Source organism: Streptomyces sp. NPDC006691 (genome assembly GCF_042869955.1).
Lineage (GTDB): Bacteria > Actinomycetota > Actinomycetes > Streptomycetales > Streptomycetaceae > Streptomyces.
This window is the reverse complement of sequence record NZ_JBIAGW010000009.1, coordinates 80,168-97,816: the sequence shown is the minus strand read 5'-3', so window position 1 is coordinate 97,816 and position 17,649 is coordinate 80,168. Positions and strand designations below refer to the sequence as shown.

Here is a 17,649-nt window from a genome sequence, read left to right as displayed (position 1 = left end):
AAGGGTGTTGAGTCTTCGATGATGGAACCGAGCGCTCGTCTCGTGCTGTTCTCTCCCGCGCGGCTGGCCGATGCCCGCCGGCGCCTGGGTGGCCACTCCGACCGGACCGTCGCCGAGGCGGCCGCCATCGGCCTCGCCCACTGGGCGTCGGGCCGGAGCCCGGAGGGCATCGATCTGACTCCCGGCACCCTGTTCGCGGACGTCCTCGGCTGGGTCGCCAACGGCGGTACCGCACACGGTGGTTGGCGGGTCGGCGAAGCCGCCGCGGACGGCATTCGCATCGCCGTGCCGGAGGGTGTCGAGGTGTCCGACGCCCAGCGCGCGCTCGACGATCTGGCCGACTTCCCGGACCGGCCCCTGGACACCATCGGCCCCTCCGGTGCGCCGGAGCGGCTGGCGACACTGGCCGCGTGGAACGACACCGGGGCCGACCGGGTCCGCCCGACCATCGTGGAGATGTTCCGCGAACAGGCGCGACTCAGGCCGGACGCGGTCGCCATCGTGGACGAACACCGCTCGCTGACCTACCGCGAGGCGGCCGAGAAGTCGGCCCAACTGGCCCATCACCTCAGGGGACTTGGGCTCTCGGCCGAGCAGGTCGTCGGCATCTCGCTCGGCCGCTCGGCCGAGATGGTGATCGGCCTGCTCGGTGTGCTCCAGTCCGGCTGCGCGTTCGTGCCGCTCGATCCCCAGTGGCCGGCCGCGCGCCGCGCCGTCGTCATCGACGACGCCCGGGTCGCGGTCCAGCTCAACGGCTCCGGCGAGCACGACCCGGCCGAACCGGCCGCCGTCGCCGTCGACCTCGACCACTGGCAGTACGGCGCCCACCCCGCCGACGCCCCCCAAGTCGACCTCCGGGGCGACGCGTTGGCCTATGTGATCTTCACGTCCGGCTCGACCGGCCGGCCCAAGGGCGCGATGATCCGGCACGAGGCGATCAGCGAGCGCCTGCTGTGGCAGGTCGACGAGATCCTGCGCTTCGGCCACGACGACGCCTCCCTCTTCAAGGCGCCGCTGTCCTTCGACATATCCATCAACGAGATCTTCCTGCCGCTGGTGTGCGGGGCCCGCCTGGTGGTCCTGCGCCCCGGCGGCGAGCGCGACCCGCACCACATGCTGAGCGTGATCGCCGAACAGCGCGTCACCTTCACCTATCTCGTGTCGTCCATGCTCGACGTCCTCCTGGAGATCGCGGGCGACTCCGGCCGCCTGGACAGCCTGCGGCACGTGTGGTGCGGCGGCGAGGTGCTCACCCCCGAGCTGTACGAGCGGTTCCGCACCCGGCTCGGCATCCCCATGTACCACGGCTACGGCCCGGCCGAGACGACCATCGGTGTCTCCCACGTCATCTACCGGGGCGAGGCGGAACGTCTGTCCACCTCGATCGGCCGGGCCAACCCCAACACCCAGCTCTACGTCCTGGACGACGAGCTGCGCCCGGTCCCCACCGGCGTCGGCGGCGAACTCTACGTGGGCGGCTTCCTGTTGGGGCGCGGCTATGCGGGCGCCCCGGGCCTGACCGCCTCGCGGTTCGTGGCCAACCCGTTCGCGGACGACGGTTCGCGGCTCTACCGCACCGGCGACCTGGCCCGCTACGCCCCCGACGGCTCGCTCGACTTCCTGGGCCGGGCCGACAACCAGGTCAAGATCCGCGGCATGCGGCTCGAACTCGAAGACGTCGAGGCCGGTCTGGCCGAGCACCCCGAGGTGCGGCACACCTGTGTCGTCGCCAAGAAGAACAGCGCGGGCGGCACCTACCTCGTCGGGTACGTGATCCCGGCCGCCGGCCACGAAGGCCTGCGGGCGGACGAGGTCAAGGACTGGGCCACCGGCCACCTGGTGGAGTACATGGTGCCCGCGCATGTCGTCGTGATGCGGGAGTTCCCGCTCACCGCCAACGGCAAGCTGGACCGGCGCGCGCTGCCCGAGCCCGAGATCGCGACGGGCTCCTTCGTACGGCCCGCCACCGACGACGAGCGGGCCGTGTGCCAGGCCGTCGCCTCCGTCCTGCGCCTCGACGAAGTCGGTGTCGACCAGGACTTCTTCCAGCTCGGCGGGGACAGCATCCTCGCGATTTCCCTCCTGAGCGCGCTGCGCGAGGCGGGCCTCTACGTCAGCGCGGGCCAGATCTTCGCCAACAGTGTGCTCGGCGCGCTGGCGGCGGTCGCGAGCCGCGAGGACACGATCGGGGTGGACCACGGCGACATCGCCACCGGCGCCGTCACCGGCTCGCCCATCGTCCAGTGGCTCGGCGAGAACACCGACGCGATCGACGGCTTCGTCCAGTCGGTCGTCCTGAACACCCCGGCCGACCTCACCGCCGACACCCTCGACGCCGTGCTCACCGCCGTCGTGGGCCGCCACGACATGCTGCGCGCCCGGCTGGTGCGCGGGGACCGCTGGAGCTTCGACATCCCCGAGGCCGGCCCGGGCACGGCCGACTGGCAGCAGTCCGACCTGCCGCTCGACGCCTGCGTGGCCCTCGCCACCGAGGGGCTCGACCCGGACAGCGGCGTGATGCTGCGGGCCGTCTGGCGCCGCGAGGCCCGCCAACTCGTCGTCGTCGTCCACCACGTGGTGATCGACGGAGTGTCCTGGCGCGTCCTGATGGACGACCTGGCCACCGCCTGGCGCCAGGCGTCCGCGGGCGAAGCGGTCGAACTGCCGCCCGTGGGAACGTCGTTCCGGCGCTGGACCCAGCTCCTGGAGAGCACGGACTTCGCCGCGGACCGTGCCCACTACGAGCGCCCCCTGCCGGGGCCGGACGCGCCGCTGGGCAGGCGCGCGCTGTCCGGGGCCGACACCGTCGCGCGGGAACGGCAGCGGACCTTCACGGTCGGCCCCGAGCTCACGGCCGCGCTGCTCGGTGAGGTCCCGGCGAGGTTCCACGCGGGCGTCAACGACGTCCTGCTGACCGCGCTCGCCGTCACCCTCGCCCGTCTGCGCCGCGACCGGGGCCAGGACCAGACCTTCGCGCACATCGAACTGGAGGGCCACGGACGCGAAGCCCGTCACGTGGCGGGCGCCGCCGGTGTGGAGCCGGACCTCTCACGTACCGTCGGCTGGTTCACCACCCTGTTCCCGGTGACCGTGGACCCCGGCACGGCGGACGACTTCACCGACCCCCACTACCTCGCCGGAGCCCTCAAGGCCGTCAAGGAGGACCTCGCCCGCGTACCGAGCAACGGCGTCTCCTACGGCGCCCTGCGCCACCTCGCCGGCGCGTCCTTCACCGCCCCCGCACCCCAGGTCCTCTTCAACTACCTGGGCCGCTTCGAGGCGGGCGCCGCCGGGGACTGGCAACTGGCTTCCACCACAGGCCAGTTGGGGGAGAAGCGCGACCCGCGGATGCGGCTGCCGCGCGCCCTGGAGTTCAACGCGATCGCCGAACCCGCGGCCAGTGGCGCCTACGAACTCGTCACCACCGTCTCCTGGCCCGACGGGATGTTCACCGACGAGGACGTGGAGACGCTCGGCGCGTACTTCCGCGGCGCCCTCGCCGGACTCGCCGCGCTCGACCAGGGCGGCCACTCACCCAGCGACTTCCCCCTGGTGCGCCTGACCCAGGCCGACGTCGACGCCCTGGACGGCCCCGGGCTGCGCGACATCCTGCCGCTGACCCCGCTCCAGGAGGGCCTGTACTTCCACTCGGTCTTCGACGACGATTCCGCGGGCAGCTACGTCGAGCAGCAACTCCTCACGCTGGAGGGCGAGGTGGACGCCGACCGGCTCAAGGCGGCGGCGACCCGGCTCTTCACCCTGTACCCGAACCTGGCCGCGCGGTTCACCGCGCAGGACGACGGCCGGGTCGTCTCCGTCCTGGAGGGCGGCGTCGAGGCACCCTTCACCACCGTCGAGCGCCCCGGCATCACCGACGCGGAGATCCACGAGCACGCCGAGCGCGACCGCCGGGCCGGCTTCGACCTGGCCACCGGCCCGCTGATGCGGTTCACGCTGTTCCGTGACCCGGAATCGGGCCGCGCCGTCCTGGTGCAGACCGTGCACCACCTCATCGCCGACGGCTGGTCGGTGCCGCCAATGCTGCGCGCCCTGCTCGCCGAGTACCACGCGCCGGGGACCGTGTACCCGGTCGGCGGCTTCGCGGACTACGTCGGCTGGCTCGCCGGGCGTGACGCCGACGAAAGCGACCGGGTGTGGGCCGCCGAGCTGGCGAAACTCGCCGGCCCCTCCCTCGTCGCCCGGGATCACACCCCCTCCGGTCACTTCGCCGACACCCTCGTGGAGCCGGCGGACGACCTGGACGCGGCGGCCCGGGCGGCCGGTGCGACGCTGAGCGTGGCCGTGCACAGCGCCTGGGCGCTGACCCTGGGCGACCTCCTGAAGTCCGCGGACGTGGTGTTCGGCTCCACCGTCTCCGGCCGCGACGCGGACGTGCCCGGCATCGGTGACATGGTGGGCCTGTTCATCAACACCGTTCCCCTGCGCGCCCGTTGGGGCGCCGGGACCACCGCGCGCGAGCTGCTCGCCTCGGTGCGCGAACACCAGGGCGCGGTCCTGCCGCACCAGCACGTCTCGCTCGCCCGGATCGGCCGCCAGGCAGGCGTCGGCCCCCTCTTCGACACCCTCGTGGTGTTCGACGTGGCGACCGACGTCACCGCCCTGCGCAGCCCCGGCGACACCCTCGCCGTCACCGGACTCGTCAACGAGGGGGCTCCGCACTACCCGCTGACGCTGGTCGTGGAGCGCCGCCTCGACGGGCGGCCCCGCTTCAACCTGATCTACGACGCCGAACTGCTGCGGGAGAGCAGCGCACAGGGCATCCTGCGCCGCTTCTCGGACACCCTCACCGCCCTCCTCGGCCGGCCCGACGCCCCGGTCGCCGCCCTGGTGCCCGGGGCGGCCAAGACCCCGGCGCCGGTCACCCCCGTCACCCTCGGCGCCCTGTTCGACGCGGCGGCGCGCCGCGACCCGGCCGCCACCGCCGTCACCCAGTGCGCCCTCGACGGCGCCACCCGGTCCCTGACCTACGGTGAACTGGCCGCGGCCAAGGACGAGTTGGCCGCCACCTTGCGCGCGGCCGGAGTCCGGCCGGGCCGGCGGGTCGCCGTCGCGGTCCCGCGCACCATCGAGCAGGTCGTCGCCCTGGTCGCGATCGTCAGCGCGGGCGGCGCGTACGTACCGCTCGACACGGCGTACCCGGACGAGCGCCTCGCCTACGTCCTCGCGGACGCCGCGCCCCAGGCCGTCCTCGTCGACCCGGCGCAGCGGGAGCGCTTCACCGCGCTCCTGGACAGGGCCGGCGTCCCGGCCCGGGTCCTCGTGCAGGGCGACGAACGGGCGCAGGACACCGAGGGGACGGAGACCCCGGCACCCCCCGTCACCTGGCACGACCCCGCGTACGTGATCTACACCTCCGGCTCGACCGGCCGCCCCAAGGGCGTCGTCGTCCCGCACTCCAGTGTGGTGACCCTGCTCGCCAACACCCGGCCGGACATGGACTTCGGCCCGGCCGACGTGTGGGTGCAGTTCCACTCGTACTCCTTCGACTTCGCGGTCTGGGAGCTGTGGGGCGCCCTGGTCCACGGAGGTGAACTCCTCGTCCCCGACTACGGGTTGACGCGATCCCCGGTGGACTTCCGACGGCTCGTCCACGAGCGCGGAGTGACCGTCCTCAACCAGACCCCCTCCGCCTTCTACCAGTTCATCGAGGCCGACCGGCTCGCGGCCGAACCCCTCACCGCCCTGCGCCGCGTCGTCTTCGGCGGCGAGGCCCTCGACCTCGGGCGGCTGCACGGCTGGGTCGAGCGCTACGGCAGCGGCTCGCCCGAGCTGGTCAACATGTACGGGATCACCGAGACCACCGTGCACGTGACCCACCGGGTGCTGACCGACGCGGACTTCGGGCCCGGCGACGACGTCAGCCCCATCGGCGGCGCCCTGCCTGGCCTGGTCACCCATCTGCTCGACGACCGGCTCGCTCCGGTGCCGCCGGGCCACGAGGGTGCCATCTACGTGGCCGGGGACCAGGTGTCGCTCGGCTACCTGGGCCGCCCCGGCCTGACCGCCGGCCGGTTCGTCGCGAACCCGTTCACGAACGACGGAACGCGGATGTACCACACGGGCGACCTCGCCCGCCGCACCCTGGACGGGGAGCTGGAGTTCACCGGCCGCGCCGACGACCAGGTCCAGCTCAAGGGTTTCCGCATCGAGCTCGGCGAGGTCGAGTCCGCCGTCCGTGACCTGCCGGGCGTCACCGACGTGGCCGTCACCGTCGCGGACAGCGGCGACCACCTGGTCGCGCACATCGTGGGCGAGGTGTCCGGCGAGCTCTCCGCCCTCCTCGCGGACAAGCTGCCCGTGCACATGGTGCCGGGCCGGGTCCTGCCGGTGGACGCGCTGCCGCTGACCGTCAACGGAAAGCTCGACCGCAAGGCCCTGATCGCTCGGGCCGCACACGACGAAGCCCCGGCCGCCGTCACCGACTCCGCCCTGTCCTCGCTCGTCGCCGTCTTCGCCGAGACGCTCGGCCACCCGGACGCGGACGCCGACACCGACTTCTTCGGTGCCGGCGGCGACAGCATCGTCGCCATCACCGTGGTCAACCGGGCCAGGGCGCTCGGCCTGCCGATCGCGCCCCGCGACGTGTTCCTGCACAAGACCCCGCGGGCGCTCGCCGCACTCCTCGCCACCCGCGCCCCGCAGACGCCTTCGACCGCCGCCACCTCCGGGCCCGCGCCCCGCGAGGACGGCCCGCTGCCGCCCACCCCGATCATCCTGCGCCAGCGCGAACTGGGCGGCTCCCTCGACCGGTTCGCCCAGGCGCGGACGCTGGACGTGCCCGAGGGCACCCGGCCCGCCGCCATCGAGCGCGCCGCCTCGGCGCTGCTCGCCGCCCACCCGGCCCTGCGGATGCGGCTGACCACCGAGCACAGCGTGTGGTCCCTGGTGACCGAAGCCGCCCGCGAGGTCGTCCTGCTGCGCCCGGACACGGCGGACGCCGAGACCGCCGCGAACGAGGCCGCGGGATCGCTCGACCCGGAGTCGGGCAACGTCGTCGCGTTCTCCTGGCTCGCCTCCACCCGCACCCTGGTGCTCACCGTGCACCACCTCGCGGTCGACGCGGTGTCCTGGCTGATCCTGCTCGACGACCTGGCGGCCGCGCTGCGCGGGGAGGCCCTCGCCCCGGCGACCACGTCCTACGCCCAGTACGCCCAGGCGCTGACCCTGCGCTCCGCCGTCGACGCCGACGGCCTCGGACACTGGATCGACACGCTCCAGGCGCCCCCGCTGCTGCCCGCGCTCAGCGGCGTGCCGCGCGAGACCACGGTGGTGCTCGGCCCCGACGTCAGCGATCGCGTGACACGGACGGCGCCCGCCGCCCTCGGCATCGCGCTGACGGAGCTGCTGTGCGGAGCCCTGCGCACCGCCCTGACCGAGGTCCAGGAATCGCCCACCGATCTGGCCGTCGAGCTGGAACGGCACGGCCGCTTCCCGGTGCTCGGACACCACGACTACACCCGCACGGTCGGCTGGTTCACCGCCATCGCGCCCGTCCGGCTCACCGCGCACACCGACCCCGTCGCCGCGGCCCGCGAGCTCGCCGAGCGCCAGCCCGACGAGGTCGGACACCTCGCCTACGGGCGACTGCGCTACCTCAACCCGCAGACGGCGCCGCTGCTTTCGGGCCGCCCGCAGGTGCTGTTCAACTACCTGGGCCGGAGCGGCGAATCCCAGGTGCCGCACATCGCCGGCGGCGACCAGGGCAGCCCGTACGCCGTCGAGGTCAACGCCTGGACGGACGCCGCCACCGGCAGTCTGCACGCCACCTTCACCCTCACCGAGGAGATCCCCGACGAGATCACCGGGCACTGGCTGCGCGCCCTGGAGCGGATCGCGGACGCGGCCGTGACGGCCGAGCGCACCGCCCCGGTCACCCCGCTCCAGCGGGGCCTGTACTTCCAGGCACAGATGGCGGGCTCGGCCGGGCAGTACGTCGCGCAGAGCTACTTCGCCTTCGACCGGCGCCTGGACACCGACGCGCTGGCCGAGGCCATGGCCTCGGTGATCGCCCGGCACCCGGTGGTCGGCGCGGGCTTCGCCACCGACGACGACGGCAACCCGGTCCAGGTCCTCAAGGCCGGCCGGCGGATCGACGTCCACACGGTCGAGCTGTCCACCGACGCGGAGGTCGAGGCCCTGCGCGTACGGGACCGCAACACCGGGTTCGACCCGGCCGAGCCGCCCCTGATCCGGCTCACCGTGATCCGGCTGCCGGACGGCCGCGACGGCCTGCTCCTCAGCTACCACCTGCTGCTGTGGGACGGCTGGTCCCGCGAGATCGTGCTGCGCGACCTGTTCACCGCGTACGAGGCCGTCCTCGCGGGCGAACAGCCCGACACCCGCCCGGCGACCCCCGCGTTCGAGGACTGCGCCCGGGCGATCGCCGCCAAGGACCAGGCCGCGTCCGAGCGGTTCTGGGCCGAGCACCTGACCGGGCTCCCGGGCCCGACCCTGCTCGCCGGACCGGCGCCCGCCCTCTCCGACGACCTGCCGCCCGCACTCGTCCACACGCTCTCCCACGAGCGGTCGCACCTGCTGCGGGAGGCGGCCAGGGCCCACGGCGTCACCCTGAACTCCGTCCTGACCGCCGCGTTCGGGCTGCTGCTCGGCGCCCGCACGGGCCGCGGTGACGCGGTGTTCGGCGTCACCGTCTCGGGACGCGAGGGCGAGGGCCTGTCCGATGTCGTCGGCGTGCTGCTCAACACCGTGCCGATGTGGACCAGGGCTCGGCCGGACGACACCGTCGGCGACTACCTGGCGGCCGTGCAGAGTGCACGGGTCGAGGCCATGGAGCACGAGCACCTCGGACTCGGCGAGATCCAGCGGGCCGGCGGCCACGACGCGCTGTTCGACAACCTCTTCGTGCTCCAGAACTTCCTGGACATGGATGCGTTCGCCGAGATGAACGCCCGCCACGGCATCACCGCGGTGAAGTCCGACGACTCCACGCACTACCCCTTCACCTGGGTCGTCACCCCCGGCGACCGCCTCACGGTCAAGCTGGAGCACCGCCACGGCGACAGCGCCGGTGCCCAGCGCCTCCTCGACGACTACGTGCGTGTCCTCACGGACCTCGCGGGCTCCACCGGACCGGTGGGAGCGCTGCGCGGCCTCGCTCCCGCGCCGGAGCCCGCCGAGCGCACCGACATCGGCACGGACACCGTGGTCGACCGCTTCGACCTGGCGGCCGACAAGGCCCCGGAGCGGACCGCGCTCGTCGCGCACGGCCGGAGCATGACCTTCGCCGAACTCCAGCTCCGCAGCCGCCGGTTGGCGGGTGTGCTCGCCGCGCGCGGCATCGGCCCCGAGCGGACCGTGGGCCTCGCGATCCCGCGCTCGCTGGACTCGATCGTGGCGCTGTTCGCGGTGCTGCGCACCGGAGCCGCGTACGTACCGCTGGAGCTGGACCACCCGGACGAGCGGATCGCCGCGATCGTCGAGGACGCCCGCCCCGACGTGGTCCTCACCGTGAGTGCCGTCTCCCGGCGCCTGACCGGCGAGCTGATCGAGCTGGACCGCCCGCTGCCGGGGGCCGAGCCGTTCACGACGTTCGCGCCGGACGACCCGCGGCGCCTTCGCCACCCGGCGTACACGATCTACACCTCCGGCTCGACCGGGAAGCCCAAGGGCGTCGTGACCGAGTACGCCGGCCTCACCAACATGCTGATCAACCACCAGCGCCGCATCTTCGAGCCGGTGCTTGCCGAGCACGGCCACCGGATCTTCAAGATCGCCCACACCGTGTCGTTCGCCTTCGACATGTCGTGGGAGGAGCTCCTGTGGCTCGCCGACGGCCACGAGGTGCACATCTGCGACGAGGAACTGCGCCGGGACGCGCCCGCCCTGGTCGAGTACTGCGGCGAGCACGGGATCGACGTCGTCAACGTGACCCCGACGTACGCCCAGCAACTGGTGGCGGAGGGCCTGCTCGACAACCCCGGCCGGCGCCCCGCCCTGGTGCTGCTCGGCGGCGAGGCGGTCACCCCGGCCCTGTGGCGCCGGCTCGCCGACACCGAGGGGACAGTGGGCTACAACCTGTACGGCCCGACCGAATACACCATCAACACCCTGGGCGTCGGCACCTTCGAGTGCCAGGATCCGGTGGTGGGCGTGGCCATCGACAACACCGACGTGTACGTCCTCGACCCGTGGCTGCGGCCGCTGCCCGACGGCGTCCCCGGCGAGCTCTACGTCGCGGGCGTCGGCATCGCCCGGGGCTACCTCGGCCGGCCGGCCCAGACCGCGCACCGGTTCGTCGCGTCCCCCTTCGGCGCGCCCGGCGAGCGGATGTACCGCACCGGGGACCTGGTGGTCCGGCGCCCCGACGGGAACCTGATGTACCTCGGCCGCACCGACCAGCAGGTCAAGATCCGCGGTCACCGGGTCGAACTGGGCGAGGTCGAGGCCGCGTTCACCGCGCACCCGGCGGTGGCCTTCACCGCCGCCGTCGCACAGCCCGACCCGCAGGTCGACGGCGCCCACCGGCTGGCCGCCTACCTCGTGCTCGACGACGGCGCCGACCTGTCGGCGGTCGCCGCCGAGGTGGGCCGGCGCCTTCCGGACTTCCTGCGCCCCACGCACTACGCCCAGGTCGACAGCATCCCGCTCACGGTGAACGGGAAGGCCGACACCAAGGCCCTGCCCGAGCCGAAGCCGCTCGGTGCGCTGACCACTTCGGGTGAGCGCGGCCCGGAAACCGGGACCGAGATCCTGGTCTGCGAGTACTTCGCGGAGACCCTGGACCTGGACGACGACGAGGTGAGTGCCGTGGGTGACTTCATGGCCCTCGGCGGACACTCCATGCTGGCCGTACGACTGGTCGGGCTCCTGCGCCGGGAGTTCGGCCCGGTGATCACGATCCGTGATCTCTTGACCCTGCGAACCCCGGAAGCGATGGCCCGTCACATCGATGAGCACTCCTGACGTCCAGCGATCCCGCCCGGGATCCGACATCCTTCGCACGGCGATACGCCGCAACGCCGGCGCGATGGTCTGGGGCACCGTTCTCATGGGCCTCTACCAGGCCGGTGAGACCGCCTTCCCCATCGCGCTCGGCCAGATCGTGCAGCACACGCTGCGGGAGCGCAGCGCCGGATCGCTCGCCCTGGCCGTCGCGGCGCTCGCCGTGATCATCACGACGGTGTCCCTGTCGTGGCGGTTCGGGATGCGCATCCTGCAGAAGGCCAACACGACCGAGGCCCACCGCTGGAGGGTGCGGGTCGCGGCCTGCGGCCTCCAGCCGGTGGCCCGCAGGACGGGCCTGAAGTCCGGCGAGGTGCTGACCATCGCCACCGAGGACGCCGACCAGACGGCCGACATCGTCGAAGTGGTGCCGATCCTGATCAGCTCGACGATCTCGCTGCTGATCGCGGCGGTCGCCCTCGGCATGGCGAGCCTCCGGCTCGGGCTGCTCGTCATGGTGGGAACCGTGGCGATCCTCTCGGTCCTCAGCGTGATGTCCCGGCGCATCGGCAGCAGCACCAAGGAGCAGCAGGCCCGGGTGGCGCGGGCGGGTGCGAAGGTCGCCGACCTGATCACCGGCCTGCGCCCGCTGCACGGCTTCGGCGGCAATCACGCGGCGTTCCGGTCCTACCGGAAGGTCAGCACGCAGGCCAGGGAACAGTCGGTCACCGTCGCCCGGATCAACGGTGTGTACGCGGGCACCGCGTTGGGCCTCAACGCGATCCTCGCGGTCTCGGTCACCCTGACGGCCGGCTGGCTGGCCTTCGACGGGCAGATCAACATCGGTCAGCTCGTCATGGCCGTGGGCCTCGCGCAGTTCATCATGGAGCCGCTCAAGCAGTTCTCGGACATGCCCAAGTACGTGATGACGGCCCGCGCCTCGGCCGAGCGGATGGCCCTGGTGCTCTCCGCCCCGCCGGTGGCGGCCCCGGGCGCGGAGCGTGCGGTCCCGGGCGGTGACCTGGAGATCGACTGCGTGCGGTACGGGTCCCTTCAGGGGCTGAAGTTCCAGGTGCCGGTGGGGGAGTTCACGGCGATCGCCGCCTACCAGCCGCGTGCGGCGGCCGAACTCGCCGCCGTCCTCGCCCTCCAGGTCCCGCCGGAGGCCTACGGGGGAGTGGTCCGGGTCGGCGGGCGTGAGCTCGCCGGGCTCACGGTCGACTCGGTCCGCGAGCACCTCCTGGTGAACCCGTACGACGGGGAGATCTTCGCCGGGACGCTGCGGTCGAACATCGACCCGTCGGGGACGAGCCGGACGCTGTCCGAGGCGGTCGAGGCGTCCCTGCTGACCGATGTCGTCGCCCTGCACCGCGAAGGGCTCGACTACGAGGTGCGCGACCGGGGCGCGAACCTGTCCGGGGGCCAGCGCCAACGGCTGTCCCTGGCAAGGGCGTTGGCCGCCGACACGGACGTGCTCGTGCTGCGCGACCCGACGACGGCGGTGGACGCCGTCACCGAGCAGCTCATCGCGCGCAACATCGCCGAGCTGCGCCGGGGCCGCACCACCCTGGTGATCACCAGCAGTCCGGCCCTGCTCGACGCGGCCGACCGGGTCCTCGTGGTGGACGACGGAGTCGTGACGGCCGAGGGCACCCACCGCAAGCTGCTGGCCACCGACCCGGCGTACAGCCTGGCCGTGACCAGGTGACCGGATGAACCACGGCAATGGCCCGGGGCCCGGCGCGATCGCGCCGGGCCCCGGGCCATTGCCGTCGGCCGGCTCCCGCCCGTCAGGACAGTGCCCAGGCCACGTCCCTGAGCAGGGCCTGCCGCCAGCCCGCCCGGTCGTGGCCCGCAGCCGACCGCGAAATCCGCACGGTCGCGCCGGACTTCTCGGTGAGCGCCTCGACCGTCTCGCAGTGCGGCCGCATGCGTGTCTCGTGCTCGCCCAGGTCGAAGGCGATCCTCAGCCCGGCCGGCGCGGGGCGCTCCCGCAGCCGTGCCGCGATGGCCCCGCCGACCGGACCGCCCAGCGGATCGGGGAGGTCCTCGGCCCCCGGCTCCCACCAGAACGACCCCGACTGGCAGGCGACGCGGGACACCAGCTCCGGGAACTCCAGCGCCGCGTACAGCGCGCTCAGACCGCCCAGACTCTGCCCGGCGACCACCAACGTGCCGACATCGGCAGGCACTTCACCGCCCGCCACCAGCGGAAGCAGCTCGTCCCGGATCGCCTCCCACCATTGCGGACGGCACCCGAACTCGCCGAGCCGGTCCTTGGCCGGCACGAAGACCAGCGTGGCCGGGGGCATCTCGCCCGCCGCGAACGCGGCGTCGAACGCGGTCATCGCCGGGTGCAGATGGAGCCAGTCGTCCCCGTCGAGCAGCAGCACCACCGGCCCGCCGCCGCCCACCGGATGGACCCGCACGGTGCGTCGTCCGCCGAGGCGCTCACTGGCCCAGCGGATACGGGCGCGGGGCAGGGGCAGTACGTCGGACGCGGCGACGGCCGGCCAGTGCGGCTGGGGCGGGGCGTCCGGGGTGGCGGCGATGGACCGCTCGCCGCCGGCCCCGGCCGGGTTGTACGGATCGGCGTACGCCCCGTCGTCCGTGCGGAACCGGTAGGTCACCCGCAGTCGCGCGGGCATGCGCACCTCGGCGTACCAGCAGTCCGTGTCGCGCCACCGCACCAGCGGCACCGGATCCGACCAGCTCTCGAACTCGACGGCCGCCGGGGCGCCCCGCCAACGGAACAAGGTGGCCCAACCTCCGTCGCCGGACGGCACGCTGACCGGAGCCGCCGCCCAGAACTCGTCGGTGCCGGGCGCGCCGGGCAGGCCGAACCTGCCGAAGGGGCCGAACGGACCGTCCGGGCCGGACGGGGAACCGGCGGGGACGCCGGTCGAGTCCGTGCTCCCCGGGCGTGGTCCGGATGCGTGCATCGGTGTCTCCTTGTGAGGACGAAGGGGAAACGTTAAGCTCGATGATTAGGTGAGCCTAACCTAAGCCTGGCTCGCCTCGTGGCCGATCCCATCCAGACCAACCACCCCCACGGGCGCGGCTCCTGCTGTCCGGTGACGCTCCCGCGTCCGGGCGCATGGGCCGGTCCGTCGGGTGCCAGGAGGAACCCCCGCATGAGCACCAACCCGTTCGACGACGCCGACGGCCGTTTCCTGGTCCTGGTGAACGACGAAGGCCAGCACTCGCTCTGGCCGTCGTTCGTGGAGGTGCCCGGCGGGTGGACGGTCGCGCTGGGGGAGTCGTCCCGCGACGCGTGCCTGGAGTACATCGAGTCGAACTGGACCGATCTGCGCCCCCGTTCCCTCGCGGCGGCCGTGGACGCCTGACCGGCAAAGCCCGGCGCGGCGACCCGGGTGGCCGGCTCCACGGAGTCGGCGGCATCGAGGTCGTTGCCACCTTCGTCGACGGACGAGAAGCAACGGAGACGGGAAAACTGTGCGCAGTCGGACGGACGCCCTGGAACGCCTCGCCCCGCTGTGGGAGGAACCGGCGGCCTCGCCGCGCTGGGTGATCTGGCATCGGGGCGGGGCCGAATCCCTCGTCTTCGACCGGGAGTCCAACATGCCGCTCGATGTGGAACTCGATGTGGACGAGGCGACCCTGGGAGAGGTGATACGCCGGATGCGCGCGGCCGGAGCGCCGGAGACGGACGCCTACCCCGGCCGCCCGTGCGGGTAGTCACGGGCCCCGCCGTCCAGTGAGGGGCCCGCCACCTGGCGGCACATCGGCCGACGCGCCATCAAGTCCACGGGCCGGCGGTCCGCCCATGGGTCCACGGGCCGGCGGTCCGCCCATGAGTCAGCGGACCGGTGGACCCTCCCAGGGTGCCGAGTTGGTCCAGCAAGTCAGGTAAGGCTAACCTTAGTTGGACCGTTCCGCGGGGGTCACCGGGCGCCTTGCCGCCCCCGGCTCCGTCCGGGAGACCCCCGTGCCCGCGAACGGTGACCCGAGGAAGGAACGCCTTGACCACGGCCACGCTGCCCCCTGCCGCCCTCGCCGCGCTGCCGCCCCGAGCCCCCGCCGCCCGATGGCGCGGAGCCCCCGGGTTCCTGGTGCGGCCGGCCCACGAGGGGGACGGCCCCGCGCTCGCCGCCCTCTCCCGTCCGTTCGCCCGTGCGGGCGCGCTCCGCGAGCGTCCCCTTTCCGCGTACCTCTCCCGGGCGTCCGACTTCCTCGTCGCCCAGGCCTTCGACGGAACGCTCGAAGGCGGCCTCGGGCTGAGTGAACACGCCGCGGACGGCGTGCTCTACAACTTCTGCGTCGCCGCCCACCGGCAGGGTTCGGGCATGGGCGGCCGCCTCCTGCAGGCGGCGCTCGCCCGGGCGCGCGGCCGCGCGCTGACGATGCTGTTCACCGCGACGACCGGCAGCGGCCGGCTCTTCCTCGGCCACGGCTTCGTCCCCAGCGGTCCGGAACTGGCCCCGCCCGCCTGGGCTCGCACCCTGGACCCCGCCCGCGACGCGCGCGTACTGGCCCGCACGCTGTAGAACGCCGAAGGGGCGGGCCCCGTGCGGGACCCGCCCCTGAACCAGCCACGCGTCACCAGGGGTTCAGGCCGCGCCGCCAATCCCGTACGCGGCGTCGAGGATCGCGGGCAGCGCCGCCACCAGGGCGTCGGCGCGATCCTCGGGCACGTTCAGGGCGGGGGCCAGCCGGACGACTCCGGGCCCGGCGGCGTTCACGAGGAACCCGGCCTCCTGCGCGGCCCGTTGGACCCGTGCGGCGAGCGGCGCACCGAGCACGATGCCCAACAGCAGCCCCGTGCCCCGCACTTCGCGGACCAGCGGGTGCGCCAACTCTTCGATGCCGTCGCTCAGGCGCGCGCCCACCCGCGTCACATGGGAGAGCAGGGCCTCCTTCTCGACGGCCTCCAGAACGGCGAGCCCGGCCGCGCAGGCGATCGGGTTGCCGCCGAAGGTGGAGCCGTGCTGACCGGGGGTCAGCAGCTCGGCGGCCCGACCGAAGGCGACCGTGGCGCCGATCGGCAGACCGCCGCCGAGGCCCTTCGCGAGGGTGACCACATCGGGTTCCAGGCCGGGCTCCGCCTGATGCGCGAACCAGTGGCCGGTGCGGCCGATCCCGGTCTGCACCTCGTCGAGCACGAGCAGGCTGCCGGTGGCCCGGGTGATCTCGCGGGCGGCCCGCAGATAGCCCGCGGGAGCCGGGACGACCCCCGCCTCGCCCTGGAGGGGTTCCAGGACGACCGCCGCGGTGCGTTCCGTGACGGCGGCGCGCAGTGCGTCCGTGTCGCCGTAGGGAACGTGGGTGACCTGTGGGGGCAGGGGCGCGAAGGGGGTCTGTTTGGCCGGCTGGCCGGTGAGGGCGAGCGCCCCCATCGTGCGTCCGTGGAAGCCGCCTTCGGCGGCGACCAGGTGCGGGCGCCCCGTCCGGCGGGCGATCTTGAAGGCGGCCTCGACGGCCTCGGCGCCCGAGTTCGCGAAGAAGACCCGGCCCGGCCTGCCGAGGAGCCCCACCAGGCGCTCCGCCAGCGCGACGGGGGGCTCCGCGACGAACAGGTTCGACACATGCCCGAGCCGGGCGGCCTGCTCCGCGACGGCCGCGACCAGGCCCGGGTGCGCGTGCCCCAGGGCGTTGACGGCGATCCCGCCGGTGAAGTCCGTGTAGGCGCGGCCCGCCTCGTCCCACACCGTGCTGCCCTCGCCCCTGACCAGGGCCAGTGGGGGAGTGCCGTAGGTGTCCATCATCACCGCGCGCCAGCGGTCGCTGAGCCCGGTCGTGCTGTCGGCGGTCACGCGCCGTCCTCCTTGCCGCCCGGTCCCGCGGGCCCGGGCTCCTCGTCCGGCACCACCGTGGTGCCGGGTGCGTCCTCGGCGAACAGGCCGCGCAGCAGCGCGTGCGGCACCCGGCCGTCGAGCACCTGCGCCCGGCTGACCCCGCCCCGCACCGCCCGCAGACAGCCCTCCATCTTGGGCAGCATGCCGCTCGTCAACTCCGGCAGCATCGCGGCCAGTTCGGCGGCGTCGAGGCGGTCGATGACGTCGCCGCTGTGCGGCCAGTCCGCGTAGAGCCCCTCGACGTCGGTCATGACCATCAGCCGGTCCGCGCCGAGGGCCACGGCGAGGGCCGAGGCCGCGAGGTCGGCGTTGACGTTGTAGATCTGGCCGTCTTCGCCGCGCGCTACGGGCGAGACCACGGGGATGCGGCCCCGTTCCAGAAGCGCGCTGATCGTGGAGGCGTCCACGGCCACGATGTCGCCGACCAGGCCGATGTCCACCGGCCGGCCGTCCACCAGGGCGGCCCGGCGCACGGCGGTCATCGTGTGCGCGTCCTCGCCCGACAGGCCCACGGCGAACGGCCCGTGGGCGTTGATGGCCCCGACCAGTTCCCGCTGGACCCGGCCGGTGAGCACCATGCGGACGACGTCCATCGTCTCGGGTGTGGTCACCCGCAGTCCGGCCTCGAAGCGGACCTCCAGGCCGAGCCGGTCGAGCAGGGCGCTGATCTGCGGCCCGCCGCCGTGCACGACGACGGGCCGCAGACCCGCGTGCCACAGCTCCACCACGTCCTGGGCGAACGTCCGGTGCAGCGCCGGGTCCACCATGGCGTTGCCGCCGAACTTGACGACGACGGTGCGCCCCTGAAGTCCCTCCGGCCACGGCACATCGGGGGCGTCCGGTGTCGTCTCCGCGACCGCCGGCGGCGCCGCGTGCGGTACCGGCGCCGCGTCCGGTGTCCTGGGTTCGG

General features: G+C 73.5%; 8 protein-coding genes. 5 read left to right on the top strand and 3 right to left on the bottom strand.

What is annotated here, in order from left to right:
* Positions 1-18: 18 nt before the first annotated feature.
* Together ACFYNP_RS21065 and ACFYNP_RS21060 are read left to right on the top strand one after the other, a co-directional pair.
* Positions 19-10,944 (top strand): amino acid adenylation domain-containing protein, encoded by a 10,926-nt coding sequence (locus ACFYNP_RS21065; RefSeq protein WP_388787161.1) that lies wholly within the window; start codon positions 19-21, stop codon positions 10,942-10,944.
* Entirely contained in the window at positions 10,931-12,631 is a 1,701-nt protein-coding gene (locus tag ACFYNP_RS21060) for an ABC transporter ATP-binding protein (protein ID WP_388787157.1), read from the top strand. Before ACFYNP_RS21065 ends, ACFYNP_RS21060 begins: the two co-directional genes overlap by 14 nt.
* Before the next feature lie 82 nt (positions 12,632-12,713).
* On the opposite strand, the gene ACFYNP_RS21055 is transcribed toward ACFYNP_RS21060, so the two are convergent.
* Complete coding sequence (locus ACFYNP_RS21055; RefSeq protein WP_388787154.1) at positions 12,714-13,865, bottom strand: alpha/beta fold hydrolase; 1,152 nt, start codon at positions 13,863-13,865, stop codon at positions 12,714-12,716.
* A 192-nt stretch (positions 13,866-14,057) separates the two neighbouring features.
* Between ACFYNP_RS21055 and ACFYNP_RS21050 the strand changes: the two genes are divergently transcribed.
* The 3 genes from ACFYNP_RS21050 to ACFYNP_RS21040 all read left to right on the top strand — a co-directional run bounded on the left by ACFYNP_RS21050 (position 14,058) and on the right by ACFYNP_RS21040 (position 15,431).
* Positions 14,058-14,270 carry an MbtH family protein gene (locus ACFYNP_RS21050; RefSeq protein ID WP_388787151.1) on the top strand — a complete coding sequence of 71 codons (213 nt, stop codon included), beginning with the start codon at positions 14,058-14,060 and terminating at the stop codon, positions 14,268-14,270.
* Between the two features lie 109 nt (positions 14,271-14,379).
* The gene (locus ACFYNP_RS21045) at positions 14,380-14,622 is read left to right on the top strand and encodes a hypothetical protein (RefSeq protein ID WP_388787149.1); all 243 of its coding nucleotides are present in this window, start codon (positions 14,380-14,382) and stop codon (positions 14,620-14,622) included.
* Positions 14,623-14,906: 284 nt separating this feature from the next.
* Positions 14,907-15,431 carry a GNAT family N-acetyltransferase gene (locus tag ACFYNP_RS21040; protein WP_388787147.1) on the top strand — a complete coding sequence of 175 codons (525 nt, stop codon included), beginning with the start codon at positions 14,907-14,909 and terminating at the stop codon, positions 15,429-15,431.
* 63 nt (positions 15,432-15,494) lie between these two features.
* Here the strand turns inward: ACFYNP_RS21040 and ACFYNP_RS21035 are convergent, their stop codons facing one another.
* Positions 15,495-16,649 (bottom strand): acetylornithine transaminase, encoded by a 1,155-nt coding sequence (locus ACFYNP_RS21035; RefSeq protein WP_388787380.1) that lies wholly within the window; start codon positions 16,647-16,649, stop codon positions 15,495-15,497.
* A 44-nt stretch (positions 16,650-16,693) separates the two neighbouring features.
* Positions 16,694-17,566 carry an acetylglutamate kinase gene (gene argB, locus ACFYNP_RS21030; RefSeq protein WP_388787377.1) on the bottom strand — a complete coding sequence of 291 codons (873 nt, stop codon included), beginning with the start codon at positions 17,564-17,566 and terminating at the stop codon, positions 16,694-16,696.
* Positions 17,567-17,649 lie beyond the last annotated feature (83 nt).